This window comes from Streptomyces sp. NPDC051183 (assembly GCF_040682455.1).
GTDB lineage: Bacteria > Actinomycetota > Actinomycetes > Streptomycetales > Streptomycetaceae > Streptomyces.
The window spans coordinates 107,273-123,043 of record NZ_JBFBBA010000025.1; the positions used below are offsets into that span (position 1 = coordinate 107,273).

Here is a 15,771-nt window from a genome sequence, read left to right on the forward strand (position 1 = left end):
CGACTGGGCCGATCCCATCAGTACGAGCCCCCCGCCGCGCCCCGCACGAGCAGCGGGTCCTCGTCGTCCTCGACCACGACATCGGCGCTGACGTGCGCCGGGATCCACTCCCGGACCAGCTCCGTCACGTCCTCGGCCACCCCTGCCCGCCCCCGTGACGTCCCGTACGGCAGCAGCAACCGCAGCTGCGCCCGCGCCGTGCCCGGTACCGGGATCGACGGGTCGTCGGGGCCGGCGGCGCAGTGCGTGCCTCCCGACTCCGTCAGCTCCAGCCGCCCGCCCAGCACGTAGCGCACCAGCAGGTCGAGGCCGGCCCTGGTGCCGCGCAGCCCGTGCAGCCGGTGGCCCAGCAGCAGCGCGTTGCGCCGCCCCTGCGAGCCCACGCAGGCGGGCAGGGAGGTCAGGCTCCAGTCCAGCATCCACGTCACGAAGGTGTCGGGCGCGGTGCGAGGGTCGAAGTAGGCGTCCAGGCAGTCCAGCGCGGTGATCAGCGGTGCGAGCGCGTCGTCGAAACCGGCCAGGTACCGGTCGGCGAAGTCGCCCTGCCGGTAGCTCTCCGGCAGGATCGCCCGCAGCGACCTGCTGCCGTGCACCAGCGGCGGCACCTCGGCGACGGCCTGGGTGATCGCCGGGTGCAGTGGTGCCCCTGAGGGCAGTCTCTCCATGTGTTCAGTCCCCTCCCTTGCTTCGGCTAGCGGGCGTTCTTCACGGCGACCTGGTGGCGGAAGGAGAGGAAGAGCGTCGCGGGGCCGATCTCGATCCGGTCGGACGCGGGCATCCGCTCTCCCGTGCCGATGTCGGCGGGGTACATCTCCAGCTTCACCACCGACTCGACGTCCTCGCACCGCGCGGCCACCGCGTACAGGTCGCTCAGCCGCAGCGCGCGGCCGAGCGGCCAGCCCGACCGGCTTCCCGCGCCGGTGCCGATGCCGTCGGGGTCCGTCGTGGCGGGCAGCGGGCTCAGACACTCGTACAGCGAGCGCAGCACCCGCTCCTTGACCTCGGCCCGGTCCGCGCCCTCGGCCGCCTCGACCTCGGCGACGACCGTCACGCCCTGGTAGGCGGGCCCGCTGACGGACACCAGCACGCCCAGCGGCCGGGCCGCCTCCACGGCGCGCGCGGCGGCGGCCAGCATGGGCTCGGGGGGCACCAGCTCGCGCCAGCTGTCCTCCTCGCGCACGTCCCGTACCCGCGGTACCAGCAGCACCCGTACCAGACCTGCGCGTTCGGAGCCCTCGGCCTCGGCCACGCACTCGACGCGGCCCGCGTCCCGGCAGGCCGCCTTCGCGATCGCCTCGTAGTCCTTCGCGGTCACGGCCCGGTCCTGGGTGCGCAGCCAGTGTCCGGCGCGCTGCTTGAGGCCCTCCACCGATTCCACGTCCACCCCGCCGGTCGCGGGGATCCGGTTCTCCACCCGGGACACCAGTGAGACCGGCGTGCGCAGCACGGTCAGCGTGGACGCCGCCACGTTGCCACTGCGGCCACCGCCGCGCCGGTAGCCGCCCGCGGTGATCCGGGCACCGATCTCGGGCACGGCCCCGTACTGGCGCACCGTGCCGTCCGGCTGGCGCACGGCCGGACCGAAGCGGACCGTACCGTTAACCTCGTCGACGGTGACGTGCCGGTCGCGCGGCCCGGACTCGGCGAACGAGGGCACCGCCTTCCACACCCGTCGACCCGCCGCGGTCTCCACCGCCACCGCGCGCAGCGATCCGGCGACCACCGGAATGCGGTGCACGGTGAAGGACTGCCCGGGGGTGCCGTCGGAGACGCCCAGTTCGTCGCGCGCGACGCCCTCGCCCTCGACCGCACCGGTCGTCCCGCCCACGGTGTAGGCCTCCAGGGCCGACACCTTCGGGGAGGAGGAGTACGCCGGCTGCCCCGGGGCCGCCTCGACGATCTGGCAGCGCAGCCAGCCCGCCTTGCGGCGACCGAGGAGCGAGGCGGTGTGTCCGTCGGGCAGGTGCAGCACGATGTCCCCCGGCCGGTTCAGCCCGCCGGTGGCGTCGCTCTCCACCTCACAGGGCACCCAGCTCTCCCCGCACCACGCCTCCCACACCCGCGGGGGGCGCCGCGGGTCCACGCCGACGCCGTCCATCCGGCAGTCCACGCGCAACGTCACCGCGCAGCGTGGGGCCGCGTTGTCCAGGCCGACGAGCAGGACGTCGCCCGGGACGGGCGGCGTGGAGAAGCAGGTGACGCTCTCGCCCGACAGGAACCGCTCGGTCACCAGCTCGGGCGGCTGCCCGGCCCCCGCCGACCCGATGTGGGTCAGGGCGGTGGGGACGATCGTGAGCTCCCGGTCCGCGGTGAACACCCGCGCCGGGGCACTGCCGGTCCGGACGCTCGCCACCTCCGTCCCGGCCTCGATGACGACCTCCGCCGACTGCGGCGCGGAGAGGGTGAACGTCACCTCCGTCCTGGCCGCTTGAGGGGCCGTCAGCTGCATGCCGAGCAGGTCGAGGAAGCCGAGCTGGACCTTGTCGGGTATCCGGTTGACCCGGTACGAGAGCTGGTCGACCATCTGCGCGAAGGCCTCGACCAGCGCCACGCCGGGGTCGGACACGTTGTGGTCGGTCCACTCGGGGCAGCGGCGCTGGATGAAGCGCATCGCGTCGTCGACGAGGTCCTCGAAGCGACGGTCGTCGAGGTGGGGGCTAGGCAGAGACATTGCTGTCCCTCCTCTGTGGCTCGGTCTGCTGACCCGTGGTATTGCGAGTGGGGATCAGGTAGAAGGGGTGGACCAGGTTGTGCGGGCTGTTGGTGCCGGCGAGGTGATAGGCGACGTGGATGTCGACCACCTCCTGGTGGTCGACGGTCCGCACCACGCGCACGTCGTCCACGACGATCCGCGGCTCCCACCGCTCCAGCGCCCTGCGCACCTCTTGTGCGAGCGCGGCGCTGGTGGAGAAGTCGAAGGAGTCGAAGACGTAGTCGCGCACCGCGCAGCCGAACTCCGGCCGCATGGGCCGCTCACCCGGCTCGGTGTTCAGGATCAGCCGGACGGACTGCTCCACGTCCGCGGGGCCTGCGGCCATCGCGATCCCGCCGGATGGGCTCACGCCCAGGGGGGAGGACCAGCCGTGGCCGAGGAAGAGATTGGTCATGGGATCAGCCGCCGGTCTTCGGGTCGGGGACGTGTGGGGTAGGTGTGGGTGCGGGCGGGGTACGTGGGGCGGGCCGGCATCAGTTGATCTTGACGAGGGGGCCCTGGAGCTTCGCGTTCACGGGGTCGAGCGAGAGCTCGGAGTTGCCGCCGCTCGCGGTGAGCTTCGTCATTGCGCTGAGGCTGAGGTTCTGGCTGTTGACCTTGATGCCCTGGGTCGCGGTGATCTTCACCGAGTCGCCCTTCAGGTCCAGGGGTCCGGTACCCGCGTCTATCGAGACCCCCTTCGCTCCCTTGATCTCGACTTTGCCGGCACTGTCGACGGAGATCTCGGTCTTGTACTGGTCGAGCAGGATCTTCAACTTGCCGTTGCCGGTGACGAGGGTTGCCCCCATACCGGCGCGGTTCTCGTCGTTCAACTCCACCCGGTGGCCCTGCTTCGAGGCGAAGGTCCGCAAATTGGTGCGGCCCGCGCTGGAGTCGACGAGCTCCGTCGTGCGCTTGATCTTGTCCAAGGGGTCGTCGACGCCACCGACCACGAGCGGACTGTCCAGACAGCCCTGTTCGAACACGACCGCCACCACGTCGCCGACCTCCGGTAGGACCACACCGTGGCCGCGGCTGCCACCCAACTGGACGGTCTCCGCCCAGGTGGTCTCGTACGCCGCGTCCAGACAGTCCAGCTTCACCCGCACCCGGCCGAGCTTCTTCGGATCCTTGATGTCGACGACCTTGCCCCGCACGAACCCCGGGATGCGACGCAGCCCCTCCTCCGCGTTGCCGAGCTGTCCGACCACCGCCCGGTCGGTGCCCTCGTCGACCGTCAGCTCGGTCCGATAGCCCTGTACCGGGTGGAAGTGGTGCCGCACCTTCGTCACGGTGAACCGTCCCTCGAACTGCTTGCCGAGGCCCGTCAGCTTCACCTCGGAGCGCAGCCGCAGCCTGGGCTCCCCCCGTACCACGGCGTGCAGCCGCACGAGACCCGCCCCCACCTCCTGGGCCATGCTCTCGGCCACGGCGGCGGCCTCGTCGTTCTTCGTGCGCGGCAGACCTGTCAGCACCATGGGCGCGTAGTGGGCGGAGGAGGCCGACGACTGCCGTCCCCACGCCCCGTCGCCGGATGTCTTCTGCTCGGAGGTGACCGGCACCTTCTTCTCCCGGTCCCAGCCGCGCACCTCCACCTTCGGGACCTGGTGGGCCAGCGACGCGGCCGTCCGGACGCTGATCAGGTTCTGCCCGAAGTGCAGGTCGAGCGGACTGCCTCCGGCCGTCGCCCGCTTGTTGAAGTGCAGCTTCCCGGCACGGAAGTACAGGTCTCGTCCGTTCTCCCGGGCCAGGTGGCTGAGGAAGTCCCAGTCGGACATGGCAGGCTGACTGAGGTATTCGTAGGCGAACTTGGTGTCGTCGACATCCAGCGAATTGATTCCGGCCCGCCTGGCAACCGCCTTGGCGATCGCGCCCGCCGTCCTGCCCTCGTACGCGGCCGTCCGCCGGCCCAGGCGCAGCCGGTGGGACAGGTCCCGCGCCCGGATGACGGTCAGTACGCCACCGGTGTGCCCGGCCGCACCTGAGGTGTCGGCGGAGGCTCGGGCCTCGCACTCGGTCACCTCGCCGTCGAAGACAGGCACGGGGCCCGAGGCGGTGATCACGATGACTTCGATTCGGCTGCTCAGCTCGACACCGGACCCCTTGAACAGCGACGCGTTGCGTGGGTCCCGGAAACCGATCTCGGCCTTGGCGGAGGTACGCCCGTCCTCCTCCACGGAGACCCATGCCAGGGCATTGGCTATTTCGGGCAAGATGGACATGCCATCCACGATGATGTCCAGCCCGGCGGTGTGGCGCCCGGTCATGTGTCTGTCCTTACGCGTTCGGAGGGGCGGAGGCGGCGGCTGCGTTCCAGGTCGCCTCGGAGGTCAGTACTCGGCGGGGCCGGGAAGGAGCAGCGTGCTGCCCGGCCGTAGTTTCGCCGGGTCGTCGATCCCGTTCAGCTCGGCGATGCGCCGCCAGTCGGTGGCGCGACCGCTGTGGCGGACGGCGATCGACTGCAGGGAATCCCCCCGCACCACGACGCAGAACTGCCGGGCCGACGGCGATCCGGGAGCCTTTCGGACCGTCGGAGCCGGCAGGTCTCCGGTCATTTGTCGACTCCGACCTCTTCGAGGGTCAACTCGCATACCGCGCGCAACAATTTGCCCTGTTCGGAGAAGCGGGTGATCCGTATCGACAGCCTTTGCAGGACCATCCATTCGAATGTCGGGGCCTCGCCCCACAAGAGCTTGATCCAGGGCGGAGAGGACTCGTTGGCCTTGAGGGCCTCCGGATGAGGCTCGCACCACGTCCTGAGCATGGCGATCCGCTCTGCCACGGAGGCGCGAGAATCGGCGTTGGAACCATCGGAGGTGCTGTCCGGTTCGCTGAACAGCAGCGACATGGTCAGAACCTGTGGCTGGCTGCCGAGAAACTCTGGCGTGGATGTATGCGGCGCCAATCGAGTGGAATGGCGCGCCCACCGCGTCTCCTTGACCAGGCCCAGGTCTGCGGGATTGTACTGGAGCTTCATTTCCACCGGCTTGGAAGAGGGCTTCTCTTCGTTTCCGATCGGCGGTTTGAAGGCGTGAAAGACCGCATTGCTCATCAGCTGCTGCTCCCTGCGGACGCCTTCGGGAAACTGAAGCCGCCGTGCACGAACTCGATCTCCTCCGTGCCGGTCTCGTGGTTATTGGTGTCGATGGTCGGCCCCCGCCACGCGACGGGTTGCAGGCGCAGGAGCTCAAACTCACCCAGGACCTTTCCCTCCCTGCTACGGAAACAGATCGTGCCCGTGCGGGGGCGTGGGTCCTTCAGGTTGTCGATCACCCACTTGCAGGTATCTGCCGATTCATCTGAGAACTTTCGGGAGACCACCAGGGGCTTGTACCTGATGCGAGTGGGAAGGTAGTGCGGAGAATAGTCGACGCCACCCTCGTAAAATTCGTCACCCTCCATCCACAGGGAGAGTCCTGATAGCCCGGTGAATGTTTTGAGTTCGATTCCGGCATCGGGGATCGCCAGGCAGAAGTTCGCGGTTGAAATGGGCTGACTGGTCACGGTGACGCCTCCTCTTCGGGGTGGCGGATGCCCGCCGGGATGCCCCATTCAGGGGCTGTTTCGAGGTACTTCGGCGCGGGTGTCTCACGCCCCGCTTCGCTGCTTTCGTACGGGAGGACCCGCGGTCGCGGTCCCCGTGCAGCGATCGGCCGGAACACGGCGTGCCCGTCGGAGGACTCCGGTGGCTGCGCCGACTCCGCCACCCCGACCGGCCGGAACACGGCGTGCCCCACGGAGGACTCCGCCGGGGACGGCGGTTCCGGGTCAGGCTCTGCCCCCAGGCGCCGAGGGCGTACCAGCGGACCGAAAGGCGCGAGGACCCAGGACCGCGGGAGTGCCTCGGCGACGACCAGCGGGCCACGCCGCGTGGCGGTGCCGGAGGCGCGGAACGGGCCGGGCGGGACGATGTGGGCGTCCGTCCGCGGGGCTGCGGCTTCGGCGGCGGCACCGAGCCGGTCGCGCCGGGCCTCGGACGAGGACGCCGGCCCCGCTCCGGTCGGCGCGGGCACCCGGACGGTGCGGGGAGAACCCTGGGGGGAGCCCTTGGGAGAGACCTGGGGGGAACGCGTAGGGCGGTGTCGGGCCGCGGGCCCGGTGACGCGGAGCGGGGCCGCGCCGGAAGGGGCGTACGGGGCCGCATCAGGGGCACCGTACGCCCCTTCCGGCGCCGGTGCCTCGGGCCGGCGGCCCGGTAGCGCGACCTGACGCCGCTCTACGGGTCGGGGAGCGGGCAGGTTCGACGCGGGGCGTACGTGACGCTCGGGCGGCCCGGGCCGCGCGGGCAGCCCGAGCCGCGCCGCTGGGGAGGCGGGCCGAGCGGCCCGGATACCGCTCGCGAACCCAGGTTCACGGGTGGCCGTCCGTTCCGCCGAGACGGGGTGGGCCGGATCCACGGCCGTACTGGACGTGCCCGGTACGACCGGGAGGGAGGTCTTGGAGGTCCTGGTGGCGTCCGCGGTGGGCTCGGCTACGGGGGCGGTTCCAACGGGGAGGAGCGTGGTTGCGACGTTCCGGGAGCCCGTTGCGTTCGCGTTCCCGGCAACTGACGCGGCGTCCTCCTCGTGCGGGACCACGGAAGCCGCCGCGGTCCTCACGGGAGCGGAGTCCGGCCGTACGGGCCCTACCGAGGCGTCGGCGCCGTCCTGTCCGTCGGAGGCGCCAGTGGGCACGGCGGTCTCGGGGGCCCCGCCCTGGCGCGAGGGGTCCGACGCGGGCGGCGCGTCGGTTTCCCGATCCTGTCGCGCTTCCCCGGCACTCCCGACTTCGCCGACTTCCCCGGCATCCCCGGTCTGTCGAGCCTGCCGGGCCTCCTGTACGGAAACGGCGGGAGCCGGTGCGTCGTTCGCCCGCTGCGCGGAGGCGGCAACGGGCCCGCGGTTGTCCTCGGGCTCCGTCACGGCCCTCTCACGGCGCGGTGCGACGGCGGTCGCGCGGCGCCGCGGTGCGGGCAGCGAGGAGCGTTCGGCGGGCTGGGTCCCGTTCGGCGAGAGCGGGAGGTCACGCGGCAGCGTGCTCGGGCGCACAGTGGCGCGGGTCGTCGTGTCGGGTGTGCCGACTGCTCGGAGCGGGACGCCGGAGGGCGCCCGCGGGGTCCGGGTGGCCCGGGACACGGCGGTGTCGGCGGGGTGTGTGAACCGCTGCGCGTCCCCATGTGCCCCGGCGGGCTCGATCGGGTCGGGCTGACGGCCCGGATCGAGGTGACGGACCGAATCGGCAGGCCGACCGAGCCTTGCCGACAGGTTCGCCGGAGCGAGGTCCGGGGCGTCGGGGGCGGCCCCGAGTGAGTCACGGCGTGGCGGGAGAGCGCTGTCGGCCGGAGCGGTCGTGGTGGCGCGGGTATCGCCGGAGCGGTGGCGTTCAGGATCCGCCGCAACCGGGGTGACCGAGTGGCCGTCGCCGGAAGCGGACGGGGTGCCCGGCCCGGCGGAGACGACATCGTCCGAGGGTGCGGGGCCGCCGGCAGGCACGACGGCGGGGGCGTCGGCGCTGGACCGCCGCCCCTTGTGGGACGGTACGACCGGACGGAAGGCGGGCGCCGGGCCGGAGCGGGATGTCACGGGGATGGGGGACGGTACCGCCGGCGAGGCGTCGTCGTGGGGGCCCACAGCGACGTCGCCGCCCGTCGCGTCCTCGTCCGCCACGGTCTTGTGCGTGCCGTGAACGGGCGCCGTACGGGCAGTGGAGAGCCGGGCAGTTGCCGGACGGGCCACAGCCCGGGGAACGACGGGACCGGCAACAGGGTGTCCCTGGTCCACGGCGGCGGTCCCCGCGCGGAGCACGGCTACCGGCTGGTCCTGCGGCGCGGCCGAGCCGGGTTGTTGGCTCCAGGCGTGCTCAGGTGTGCCACTTCCGGCCGACGGACCAGCGTCGATGACCGGACCCGAAACCGTGTCCCGGTAAGGAGCCGCGGTCGGGCCAGGCGCGAGCTCCGGAGCCGGAGCCGACGCCGGAGCGGTGTCCCTGGTGGAAACCGCGGCCGGGGCGGGGAGGGAAGACGCAGTCGGCGCCCCGGCCGGAGTCGGGGCGGGAGCCGCAGTCGCTGCTTCGGCCGAAGCCGGTGCGGAAGCTACGACTGCCGTAGCCGTAGCCGTAGCCGTAGCCGTAGCCGGGGCCGGGGCCGTGACCGCACTCGGAGCAGGGAGCGCGGCAGGAGCCGGGGCCGCACTCGGAGCAGGAACAGCCGGAGCGGAAGCCGGGGCCGCAGTCGCAGCCGGGGCACGGCCCAATGCGGGGCCGCCGATCGGAGGGGTTTCGGCGCTGGTAGCGCTACGCGGGCCTGTACCCGTACCCGCACTTGTACCCGTACCTGCGGGCTCGGCGCCGTCCGGTGCCCTGTGCGCGGACAGCCCGTTGGCCGCCTGGACCGGTGCGGAGTGGTGCGGAACGTCTGCCGGTGTACGGCGCGGCTCGCTTCGGAGGCGCCGCCGTACGGCGCTCCTGGCGCCCGCGAGCCAGCGGAAGGAACCGAGCCCGGATGGCTGCGCCACGACGGCCGACGTGGCGCAGTCATCGCTGCCGAGGAGGAGCGGGGTATCCGTGGGCCGCTGAGTGGCAGGCCCTGGCACTGCATCGGGCGCGTGAACGGACGGAGGGGTCAGGCTGGTGGGAACAGCGGGAACGGTCGGGTCGGTCGCCCCGCCGGGGTCGGTCAGCCCAGTAGGCGTGGTGGGGTCGGTGGTGCCATCCGGGGTCAGGGGACGGGGACGCGGGCGGGGGGCCGGAGCGGGCGCCGCCGCGCTGCCGGACCGCTGCGCCGGACGGTTCTGCTGGGGACCGACCTCGCCGGAGGGACGGGGGCCGGTCACGCCGGAGTCGGCCGGTGTCGGACCGACCCCCGGAGCACAGTCCTCCGCTACTTCGAGCCGGCCCGGTGAGGACTCCGTGACGGGATCCTGCGCCGCGGCTCGCCCCTGGGCATCGGCTGCGGTCGCCGGGCCGCTCGGCGCGGCCTCGCGGATACCGCGCTCCACATCCACGGGCGGGTGCTGAGCCGCTCCGGCGGCCGGGCCCGTGTCCGTACCGGCAGTCGGCATGCCGGACGAACCCGGTTCCGGGGTTGCCCTGTTGACGGCATCGTCGCCGACAGCGTCGGGCTCCGGGTCGGTGAGGGACGACGCAGCGGTTTCCGGGGCCGGTACGGGGTACTGCGGAACGGCTTCGGGGACACGGCGAGGCCGGCGGCGAGGACGCCGTACGGAGGTCCCGGCTCCGATGAGCCCCTGGAAGGACCGCGGCCCCGACGGGCGGGCAGCACCGATCCCTTCGGCCGGGGTGGTGTCTGCCCTCATGGCCGGGGCGACCGGGCCGACGGCCGTGCCCGGTACATGCGCGGCTCCCGGGACAGGGGCTTGCGGCAGTGAGTCCGGTGCCGCCGGGGCGGGTACCGGGGCCGACCGGGTCACGGTGGTACGCGCGGTTTCCTGCGGCTCGGGCAGCGGTGTCGATGCGGCATGTGCCGTTCGCACCGTCGAAGCGGCGCGGTGCGGCCCTGTCGTGGCTTCGGCGGTGTGGTCGGCAATGGGCGTGACGGCGTCCGAGGCGGCCTCGGGCACGACGCTGTCGGCGCCCGCGGACACGCTCGCGTCAAGGCGCACAGCGGGCACGGGGGCCTGAAGGCACTGCGGAGCGCAGGCCCCGGCGGTGGTCTCCGTGGTGGCTGCGGTAGCCGCGGTCTCCGCGGGGAGGGTGGGCACCGGCCTGGCGGGCGCAGCCGACGGGGTAACAGCGGCTGCTGCCGGTGCAACGCGTGGCGCGGACTGCGCCGTGGCCGACGTGGCACCCTGCCCGGGTACGACAGGGGTACCCGGCACGGCCGCCGGGTCAACAGTCATGTTCGTGGAGCGGTCCGGGCGGGGAGTCGTTCCGGGAACGATGGGCGCCATGGAGGGACCAGGCCACTCGCGCGCCGTGCTCCCGTCGACCGCGGTCGGCAGCTCCGTACGGGCTGTGGGAGCGAGTGCGTCCCCGAACGCGGTCTCCGACGCGCCGGAGGTGATGGTCCCGCGCCGCTGCCCACGGCGGAAAAGGGCAGTGGCACGGGACGAGGCCCACGAACGTGCGAGACGCCCGGGCAACGTTCCTCGCCGGGAGCTGCCCTGGTCCGGCGTCTGCTGTCCCGGTTCCGGCGCTGGGGCTGACGCGGGGACTGGGGCTGGGACCCGCACTTGGGCTGGTACTGGCGCTGGGACAGCAGATGCCGGACCAGGGTGAACATCCTCGGAGGAAAGGGGCCGGGTCCGATCCCCGCACGGGGAAGCCGTGGCGGATTCCCCTGTCGGCCGGGCTCCGGCCGGACCGCTGTCGGCAGAGGCCGGAGCCCGCCAGCGGAGCGGTACCGCGGGGCGCTCAGCGAGGGTGTCTCCCAGCAGCCATGTGCTGGGTTCCGCGTCGAGCCGGAACACCAGCGGGGCTTCGCGGTTGATCAGCAAGGTGATGTCGCCGACCAGCCGGTGGTCCTTGAACGACACCAGGCCGCCGCTCCCGTGCCGGGCATCGGCACCGGGCAGCGCCTCCGCCGTGACCCGGTGGAGCGGTTCCGGCAGGACCACCGGTATCCGCCAGGTCGGAGTAGCGGGCACGGACTCGGACAGCGGCGTGGTGCCGTTTCCGCCGATGGCCCGGTGCATGCCTTAGTTCCTGTCGTCGAGTAGCTGATTGATGTCCGCGATGCTCTGGATGTACGCACGCCGCTGAATGTGGTCCATATCGAGTAGTTCGTTGTGGGACCAGTGGAAGTGATAGGCGATGTACGCGATCTCGGAGCGCAGTTCCGCAGCCGCGTACGTCTTCATCCCCCCAGGCGGCTCCCGATGTCCACGGTGAATTCGTGCTGACAGTCCGGACATACGGTCGAGGCCACCGGAGTCCCGTCCAGATTGATCTTCTCGTAGAACTTCTGGAGAAATGCCAGATCGACGGCGAAGAGATCCTGGACCACGTCGGCATCGACGACGTCCACGTTCTCCAGACTGATGAGACGGCTCAGTAGGACTACCGAGAGATAGGCGGGATTCTGACGGACCAGGAGGTCGGTCAGTGGCAGGAGTTCATCGCGGGCGGTGGCCAGCCGCATGGTTCCCGTTCGATGAACGTTCCCCTCTGGATCCACGTAGCCGCGCGGAAGTGTGAACGGGAAAACGGTCGGGCCCGCCGTAGGCAGGTGGCTCCCGCCTGCGGCGGGCGGACCGTCCGGGAGCGCGGGCACCGAGGCGTCGGCGCGGACATCGGCACTTGTGTGCCCCTCGGGCACGCGCCCCCGCCTCACTTACCCGGAGCCTTGCCGCCGTGGGCGATGGTGGCGGTGTACTCGCCGCCGGCCTCCGAGGGAGGGTTGATGCCCTTGACGAAACCGTTCAGGTAGTTCGTGGTGCTGACCTGCTTCTCACCACGGAAGGTGGTGATGGTGATGTTCCCCGTCTTGCCGGTCTTCACGGCCTGGTCGAAATTGTCCTGAATGGCCTTGAGGTTGTCCCAGTTGTCCGTCTTGAGGCTGTCGCTGTACGGCAGGAACGTGACGCTGATGTCCGAGTAGGCCATCTTGCCCTGAGTAATCTGGGCCGCAACGATCTGACCGGTCTTGGCGTTGATCTGGTCGGCTTCCTTGGTCTCAACCTCGATGTTGGGCTCCGTCACGCTGCGCAGAGTGGCGAGCTGCACCCCGTCGATCGCCAGAGTCCGCCGGAATTCTTCGCTGGGCATTTATTTTCTCCTTGTTGGATGTGCGTGCTGATCGACAGTGGATTGTGGCTTCGTGCTACTCGCCGTCGCCGGACATGGAGTCCTGGGCGATCCGGAAGACGACGAACTCGGCAGGCTTGACGGGAGCGACACCGATCTCGCAGATGACCTGGCCCGCTTCGACGACCTCGGGCGGGTTGGTCGTCGCATCGCACTTGACGTAGAAAGCCTCGTCGGGCGAGTTCCCGAACAGTGCGCCGTTTCGCCATTCGTTGAGCAGGAAAGCGGCGATGTTGCGGCGGATGGTGGACCACAGGTGCTCGTCGTTCGGCTCGAAGACCGCCCACTGCGAGCCCAGGTAGACCGACTCTTCCAGGTAGTTGAAGAAGCGTCGTACATTCAGGTAGCGCCAGGCCGGGTCGCTGGAGAGCGTACGGGCACCCCAGATGCGGATGCCGCGGCCGGGGAAGCTGCGGATGCAATTGATGCCCGCCGGGTTGAGCTGCTCCTGCTCGCCCTTGGTGATCTGGATGCCGAGGTCGAGGGCGCCGCGCAGCACCTCGTTGGCGGGGGCCTTGTGGACCCCGCGCTCCTCGTCGTTGCGGCCCCACAGGCCGGCGACGTGGCCGGACGGCGGCATCAGGAAGCCCTTGCCGGAGACCGGGTCGGCGACCTGGATCCAGGGGTAGTAGAGCGCGGCGTACTTCGAGTCGAAGCCCGCCTCGTTCTGCCGCCAGTCGTAGACCTCGGTGGGGCCCATGTCCGGGAGCGGGTCGAGGATGGCCATGCGGTTGGCCATGTTCTCGCAGTGGTTGATCATGGCCATCTGGATGGCCTTGACCTGCTCGCGGCTGACGTTGCCCGCCTGGTAGGCGGCCATCAGGTCCGGGGCCATCACCATGGTGATGTCGTCGATGGCCTCCAGGCCGGACAGGCCGGAGCGGTCGTTGACCTTGCCGACGTACTTGCCGACGACGTCCTTGGCCACGACCTCGCCGCCCGCGGCGTTCCCCTTCGGGGCGGCCGGGAGGGCCAGCGAGGACGAGTCGGGCAGCGCCAGCGCGGTGCCGGTGGCGGCCGGGGCCTCCTCCACCATGACGTACTGGGAGCGCTCCTTGACCTGCGTCACCACGTAGGCCGGGGAGGCCTTGTCGGCGCTGACGTCGAAGGTCTCGGTGGCGGAGCCGTCCACCTTCACGGTGAAGGTGAAGGTGTCGCCGTCGGTAGCGGCGTCGCCGTCCTTGCCGCCGGCCTTCGCGGCGGCACCGGCGGCCGGCCGCTTGGCCTTCGGGTCCGCGGGCTTCTTCTGCACGTCGACGGAGATGTCACGGCCCGCGGCGACCGGCAGCGCGGCGACGCGGAAGCCGCCGAGCACCTGGGCCGGTGCGGCGCCGACGGACTGAGTGCTGCCTTCCACCGCGTCCTTGCCGGACCCGCCGACGCGGACGACGTAGCAGGTGCCGCCGCCGTTGGTGAAGTAGCCGTAGACGGAGTGCGCGAGGTAGGAGCCCTCGATGAACTCGCCGAAGGTCTTGGTGAACTGACCCCAGTTGGTGATGCGGACCGGCTCGTTGAGCGGGCCCTGCTCAGCGAATCCGACGAAGGCGGCCACTGCCGTTCCGACGCCCTCAACGGGGCGCGAACCGCCGGCGGCTTCTTCAACGAATACGCCGGGGGACAGGTAGGTTGCCATCCAGCACTCCTTCTTGGTGAGTTATCACGAGGGTGAATCCTGGGTGGTTCGCACTTTCCGTCGTGGGGGAATGGAAAGGTCTACCCGTTCGCCGGGTCCGTGGATTCTGTTCAGGATCATGGCCAGTTGCTCGACGCCGTGTCAAACGGAAGCAATAGATATGGAAGTTCGCCGGGCATTTGTCATCCGAGGTCTGCGCCGGATCAACCTTTGGCCTACGAGTTCCGTATTCCCCGACTGAATCACGTTGAATTCTCGACGATCAACCGGAGCGGCGACGAGTCAACTTTCGCCCTCCGTGCGCGAGGTGCCGGCAGCTGAGACTGGGGAGCCGACGCGTGCCTGCGCGCACGAGCGGACGACCGACCTGAGGAGGACGGCGGGTGACTACCCCCGACGCGGAGGGCCAGTACGAGGCCCTGGAGAAGTTCGGCACCGATTTCACGGCGGCGGCCCGTGAGGGCAAGCTCGATCCGGTGATCGGCCGGGACCAGGAGATCCGGCGGGTCGTGCAGGTCCTGTCGCGCCGTACGAAGAACAATCCGGTGCTGATCGGTGAGCCGGGCGTGGGCAAGACGGCCGTGGTCGAGGGTCTCGCGCAGCGGATCGTGAAGGGCGACGTCCCGGAGTCGTTGAAGAACAAGCGGCTGGTCTCCCTGGACCTGGGCGCGATGGTCGCGGGCGCCAAGTACCGCGGCGAGTTCGAGGAGCGTCTGAAAGCCGTCCTCGCGGAGATCAAGGACAGCAACGGCGAAGTCGTCACCTTCATCGACGAGCTGCACACCGTCGTCGGTGCCGGCGCGATCGGCGATTCGGCGATGGACGCGGGCAACATGCTCAAGCCCATGCTGGCCCGCGGCGAGCTGCGCATGGTCGGCGCGACCACGCTGGACGAGTACCGCGAGCGGATCGAGAAGGACCCGGCGCTGGAGCGCCGTTTCCAGAAGGTCCTCGTCCCGGAACCGTCGGTGGAGGACTCCATCGCGATCCTGCGCGGGCTGAAGGGCCGCTACGAGGCCCACCACAAGGTCGTCATCAACGACAGCGCGCTGGTCGCGGCGGCGACGCTCTCGGACAGGTACATCACCTCCCGGTTCCTTCCCGACAAGGCCATCGACCTGGTGGATGAGGCCGCATCCCGCCTGCGCATGGAGATCGACTCCTCCCCGCTGGAGATCGACGAGCTCCAGCGCTCGGTGGACCGGCTGCGCATGGAGGAGCTCGCGCTGAAGAACGAGTCCGACCCGGCCTCCCGCGAGCGCCTCGACAAGCTGCGCAAGGACCTCGCCGACAAGGAGGAGGAGCTGCGCGGCCTGACCGCGCGCTGGGAGAAGGAGAAGCAGTCCCTCAACCGCGTCGGCGAGCTCAAGGAGCGCCTCGACGAGGCCCGCGGGCAGGCCGAACGAGCTCAGCGCGACGGCGACTTCGACGCCGCCTCCAAGCTGCTCTACGGAGCGATCCCCGCCCTCGAACGCGAGGTGGAGGAGGCCGTGGAGGCGGAGCGGGAGGCCTCGCGCACCCTCGACCCCGACGAGCAGATGGTCAAGGAGGAGGTCGGCCCCGACGACATCGCCGACGTGGTGGGTGCCTGGACCGGGATCCCGGCGGGCCGCCTGCTGGAGGGCGAGACCCAGAAGCTGCTCCGCATGGAGGACGAGCTGGGCCGGCGTCTGATCGGCCAGGGCGAGGCGGTACGGGCGGTGTC

Annotated in this window: 11 protein-coding genes and 1 pseudogene; 1 reads left to right on the top strand and 11 read right to left on the bottom strand. The window is 70.8% G+C overall.

Annotated elements, in window-relative coordinates:
• Positions 1-17: 17 nt before the first annotated feature.
• The 11 genes from AB0M99_RS22600 to AB0M99_RS22650 all read right to left on the bottom strand — a co-directional run bounded on the left by AB0M99_RS22600 (position 18) and on the right by AB0M99_RS22650 (position 14,066).
• Positions 18-665 (bottom strand): hypothetical protein, encoded by a 648-nt coding sequence (locus AB0M99_RS22600; protein WP_365923090.1) that lies wholly within the window; start codon positions 663-665, stop codon positions 18-20.
• Between the two features lie 26 nt (positions 666-691).
• Entirely contained in the window at positions 692-2,671 is a 1,980-nt protein-coding gene (locus AB0M99_RS22605) for a putative baseplate assembly protein (RefSeq protein ID WP_365923092.1), read from the bottom strand.
• Positions 2,658-3,107 carry a GPW/gp25 family protein gene (locus AB0M99_RS22610; RefSeq protein WP_365923094.1) on the bottom strand — a complete coding sequence of 150 codons (450 nt, stop codon included), beginning with the start codon at positions 3,105-3,107 and terminating at the stop codon, positions 2,658-2,660. The genes AB0M99_RS22605 and AB0M99_RS22610 overlap by 14 nt, the downstream gene beginning before the upstream one ends.
• Before the next feature lie 79 nt (positions 3,108-3,186).
• Positions 3,187-4,959 (bottom strand): VgrG-related protein, encoded by a 1,773-nt coding sequence (locus AB0M99_RS22615; protein ID WP_365923096.1) that lies wholly within the window; start codon positions 4,957-4,959, stop codon positions 3,187-3,189.
• 63 nt (positions 4,960-5,022) lie between these two features.
• Complete coding sequence (locus AB0M99_RS22620; protein WP_365923098.1) at positions 5,023-5,247, bottom strand: LysM domain-containing protein; 225 nt, start codon at positions 5,245-5,247, stop codon at positions 5,023-5,025.
• Entirely contained in the window at positions 5,244-5,744 is a 501-nt protein-coding gene (locus AB0M99_RS22625; RefSeq protein WP_365923100.1) for a hypothetical protein, read from the bottom strand. Before AB0M99_RS22625 ends, AB0M99_RS22620 begins: the two co-directional genes overlap by 4 nt.
• Positions 5,744-6,196: a phage tail protein gene (locus AB0M99_RS22630; RefSeq protein ID WP_365923102.1), complete on the bottom strand. Its 453-nt coding sequence runs from the start codon at positions 6,194-6,196 to the stop codon at positions 5,744-5,746. The genes AB0M99_RS22625 and AB0M99_RS22630 overlap by 1 nt, the downstream gene beginning before the upstream one ends.
• A 5,129-nt stretch (positions 6,197-11,325) precedes the next feature.
• Positions 11,326-11,487 carry a DUF6760 family protein gene (locus AB0M99_RS22635; protein ID WP_365923104.1) on the bottom strand — a complete coding sequence of 54 codons (162 nt, stop codon included), beginning with the start codon at positions 11,485-11,487 and terminating at the stop codon, positions 11,326-11,328.
• Entirely contained in the window at positions 11,484-11,945 is a 462-nt protein-coding gene (locus tag AB0M99_RS22640) for a hypothetical protein (RefSeq protein WP_365923106.1), read from the bottom strand. Before AB0M99_RS22640 ends, AB0M99_RS22635 begins: the two co-directional genes overlap by 4 nt.
• A gap of 11 nt (positions 11,946-11,956) precedes the next feature.
• Complete coding sequence (locus AB0M99_RS22645) at positions 11,957-12,394, bottom strand: hypothetical protein (protein ID WP_365923108.1); 438 nt, start codon at positions 12,392-12,394, stop codon at positions 11,957-11,959.
• 55 nt (positions 12,395-12,449) lie between these two features.
• Positions 12,450-14,066, bottom strand: coding sequence for a phage tail sheath subtilisin-like domain-containing protein (locus tag AB0M99_RS22650; RefSeq protein WP_365923110.1), 1,617 nt, complete (start codon positions 14,064-14,066; stop codon positions 12,450-12,452).
• 371 nt (positions 14,067-14,437) lie between these two features.
• On the opposite strand from AB0M99_RS22650, the pseudogene AB0M99_RS22655 reads away from it, so the two are divergent.
• Positions 14,438-15,771, top strand: a pseudogene (locus tag AB0M99_RS22655) (AAA family ATPase); the annotation flags it as partial.

Coding starts and splice junctions, on each gene's coding strand:
- AB0M99_RS22645 (WP_365923108.1), bottom strand. CDS start 12,394: ATGCCCAGCGAAGAATTCCGGCGGACTCTGGCGATCGACGGGGTGCAG.
- AB0M99_RS22610 (WP_365923094.1), bottom strand. CDS start 3,107: ATGACCAATCTCTTCCTCGGCCACGGCTGGTCCTCCCCCCTGGGCGTG.
- AB0M99_RS22615 (WP_365923096.1), bottom strand. CDS start 4,959: ATGACCGGGCGCCACACCGCCGGGCTGGACATCATCGTGGATGGCATG.
- AB0M99_RS22650 (WP_365923110.1), bottom strand. CDS start 14,066: ATGGCAACCTACCTGTCCCCCGGCGTATTCGTTGAAGAAGCCGCCGGC.
- AB0M99_RS22600 (WP_365923090.1), bottom strand. CDS start 665: ATGGAGAGACTGCCCTCAGGGGCACCACTGCACCCGGCGATCACCCAG.
- AB0M99_RS22625 (WP_365923100.1), bottom strand. CDS start 5,744: ATGAGCAATGCGGTCTTTCACGCCTTCAAACCGCCGATCGGAAACGAA.
- AB0M99_RS22605 (WP_365923092.1), bottom strand. CDS start 2,671: ATGTCTCTGCCTAGCCCCCACCTCGACGACCGTCGCTTCGAGGACCTC.
- AB0M99_RS22635 (WP_365923104.1), bottom strand. CDS start 11,487: ATGAAGACGTACGCGGCTGCGGAACTGCGCTCCGAGATCGCGTACATC.
- AB0M99_RS22620 (WP_365923098.1), bottom strand. CDS start 5,247: ATGACCGGAGACCTGCCGGCTCCGACGGTCCGAAAGGCTCCCGGATCG.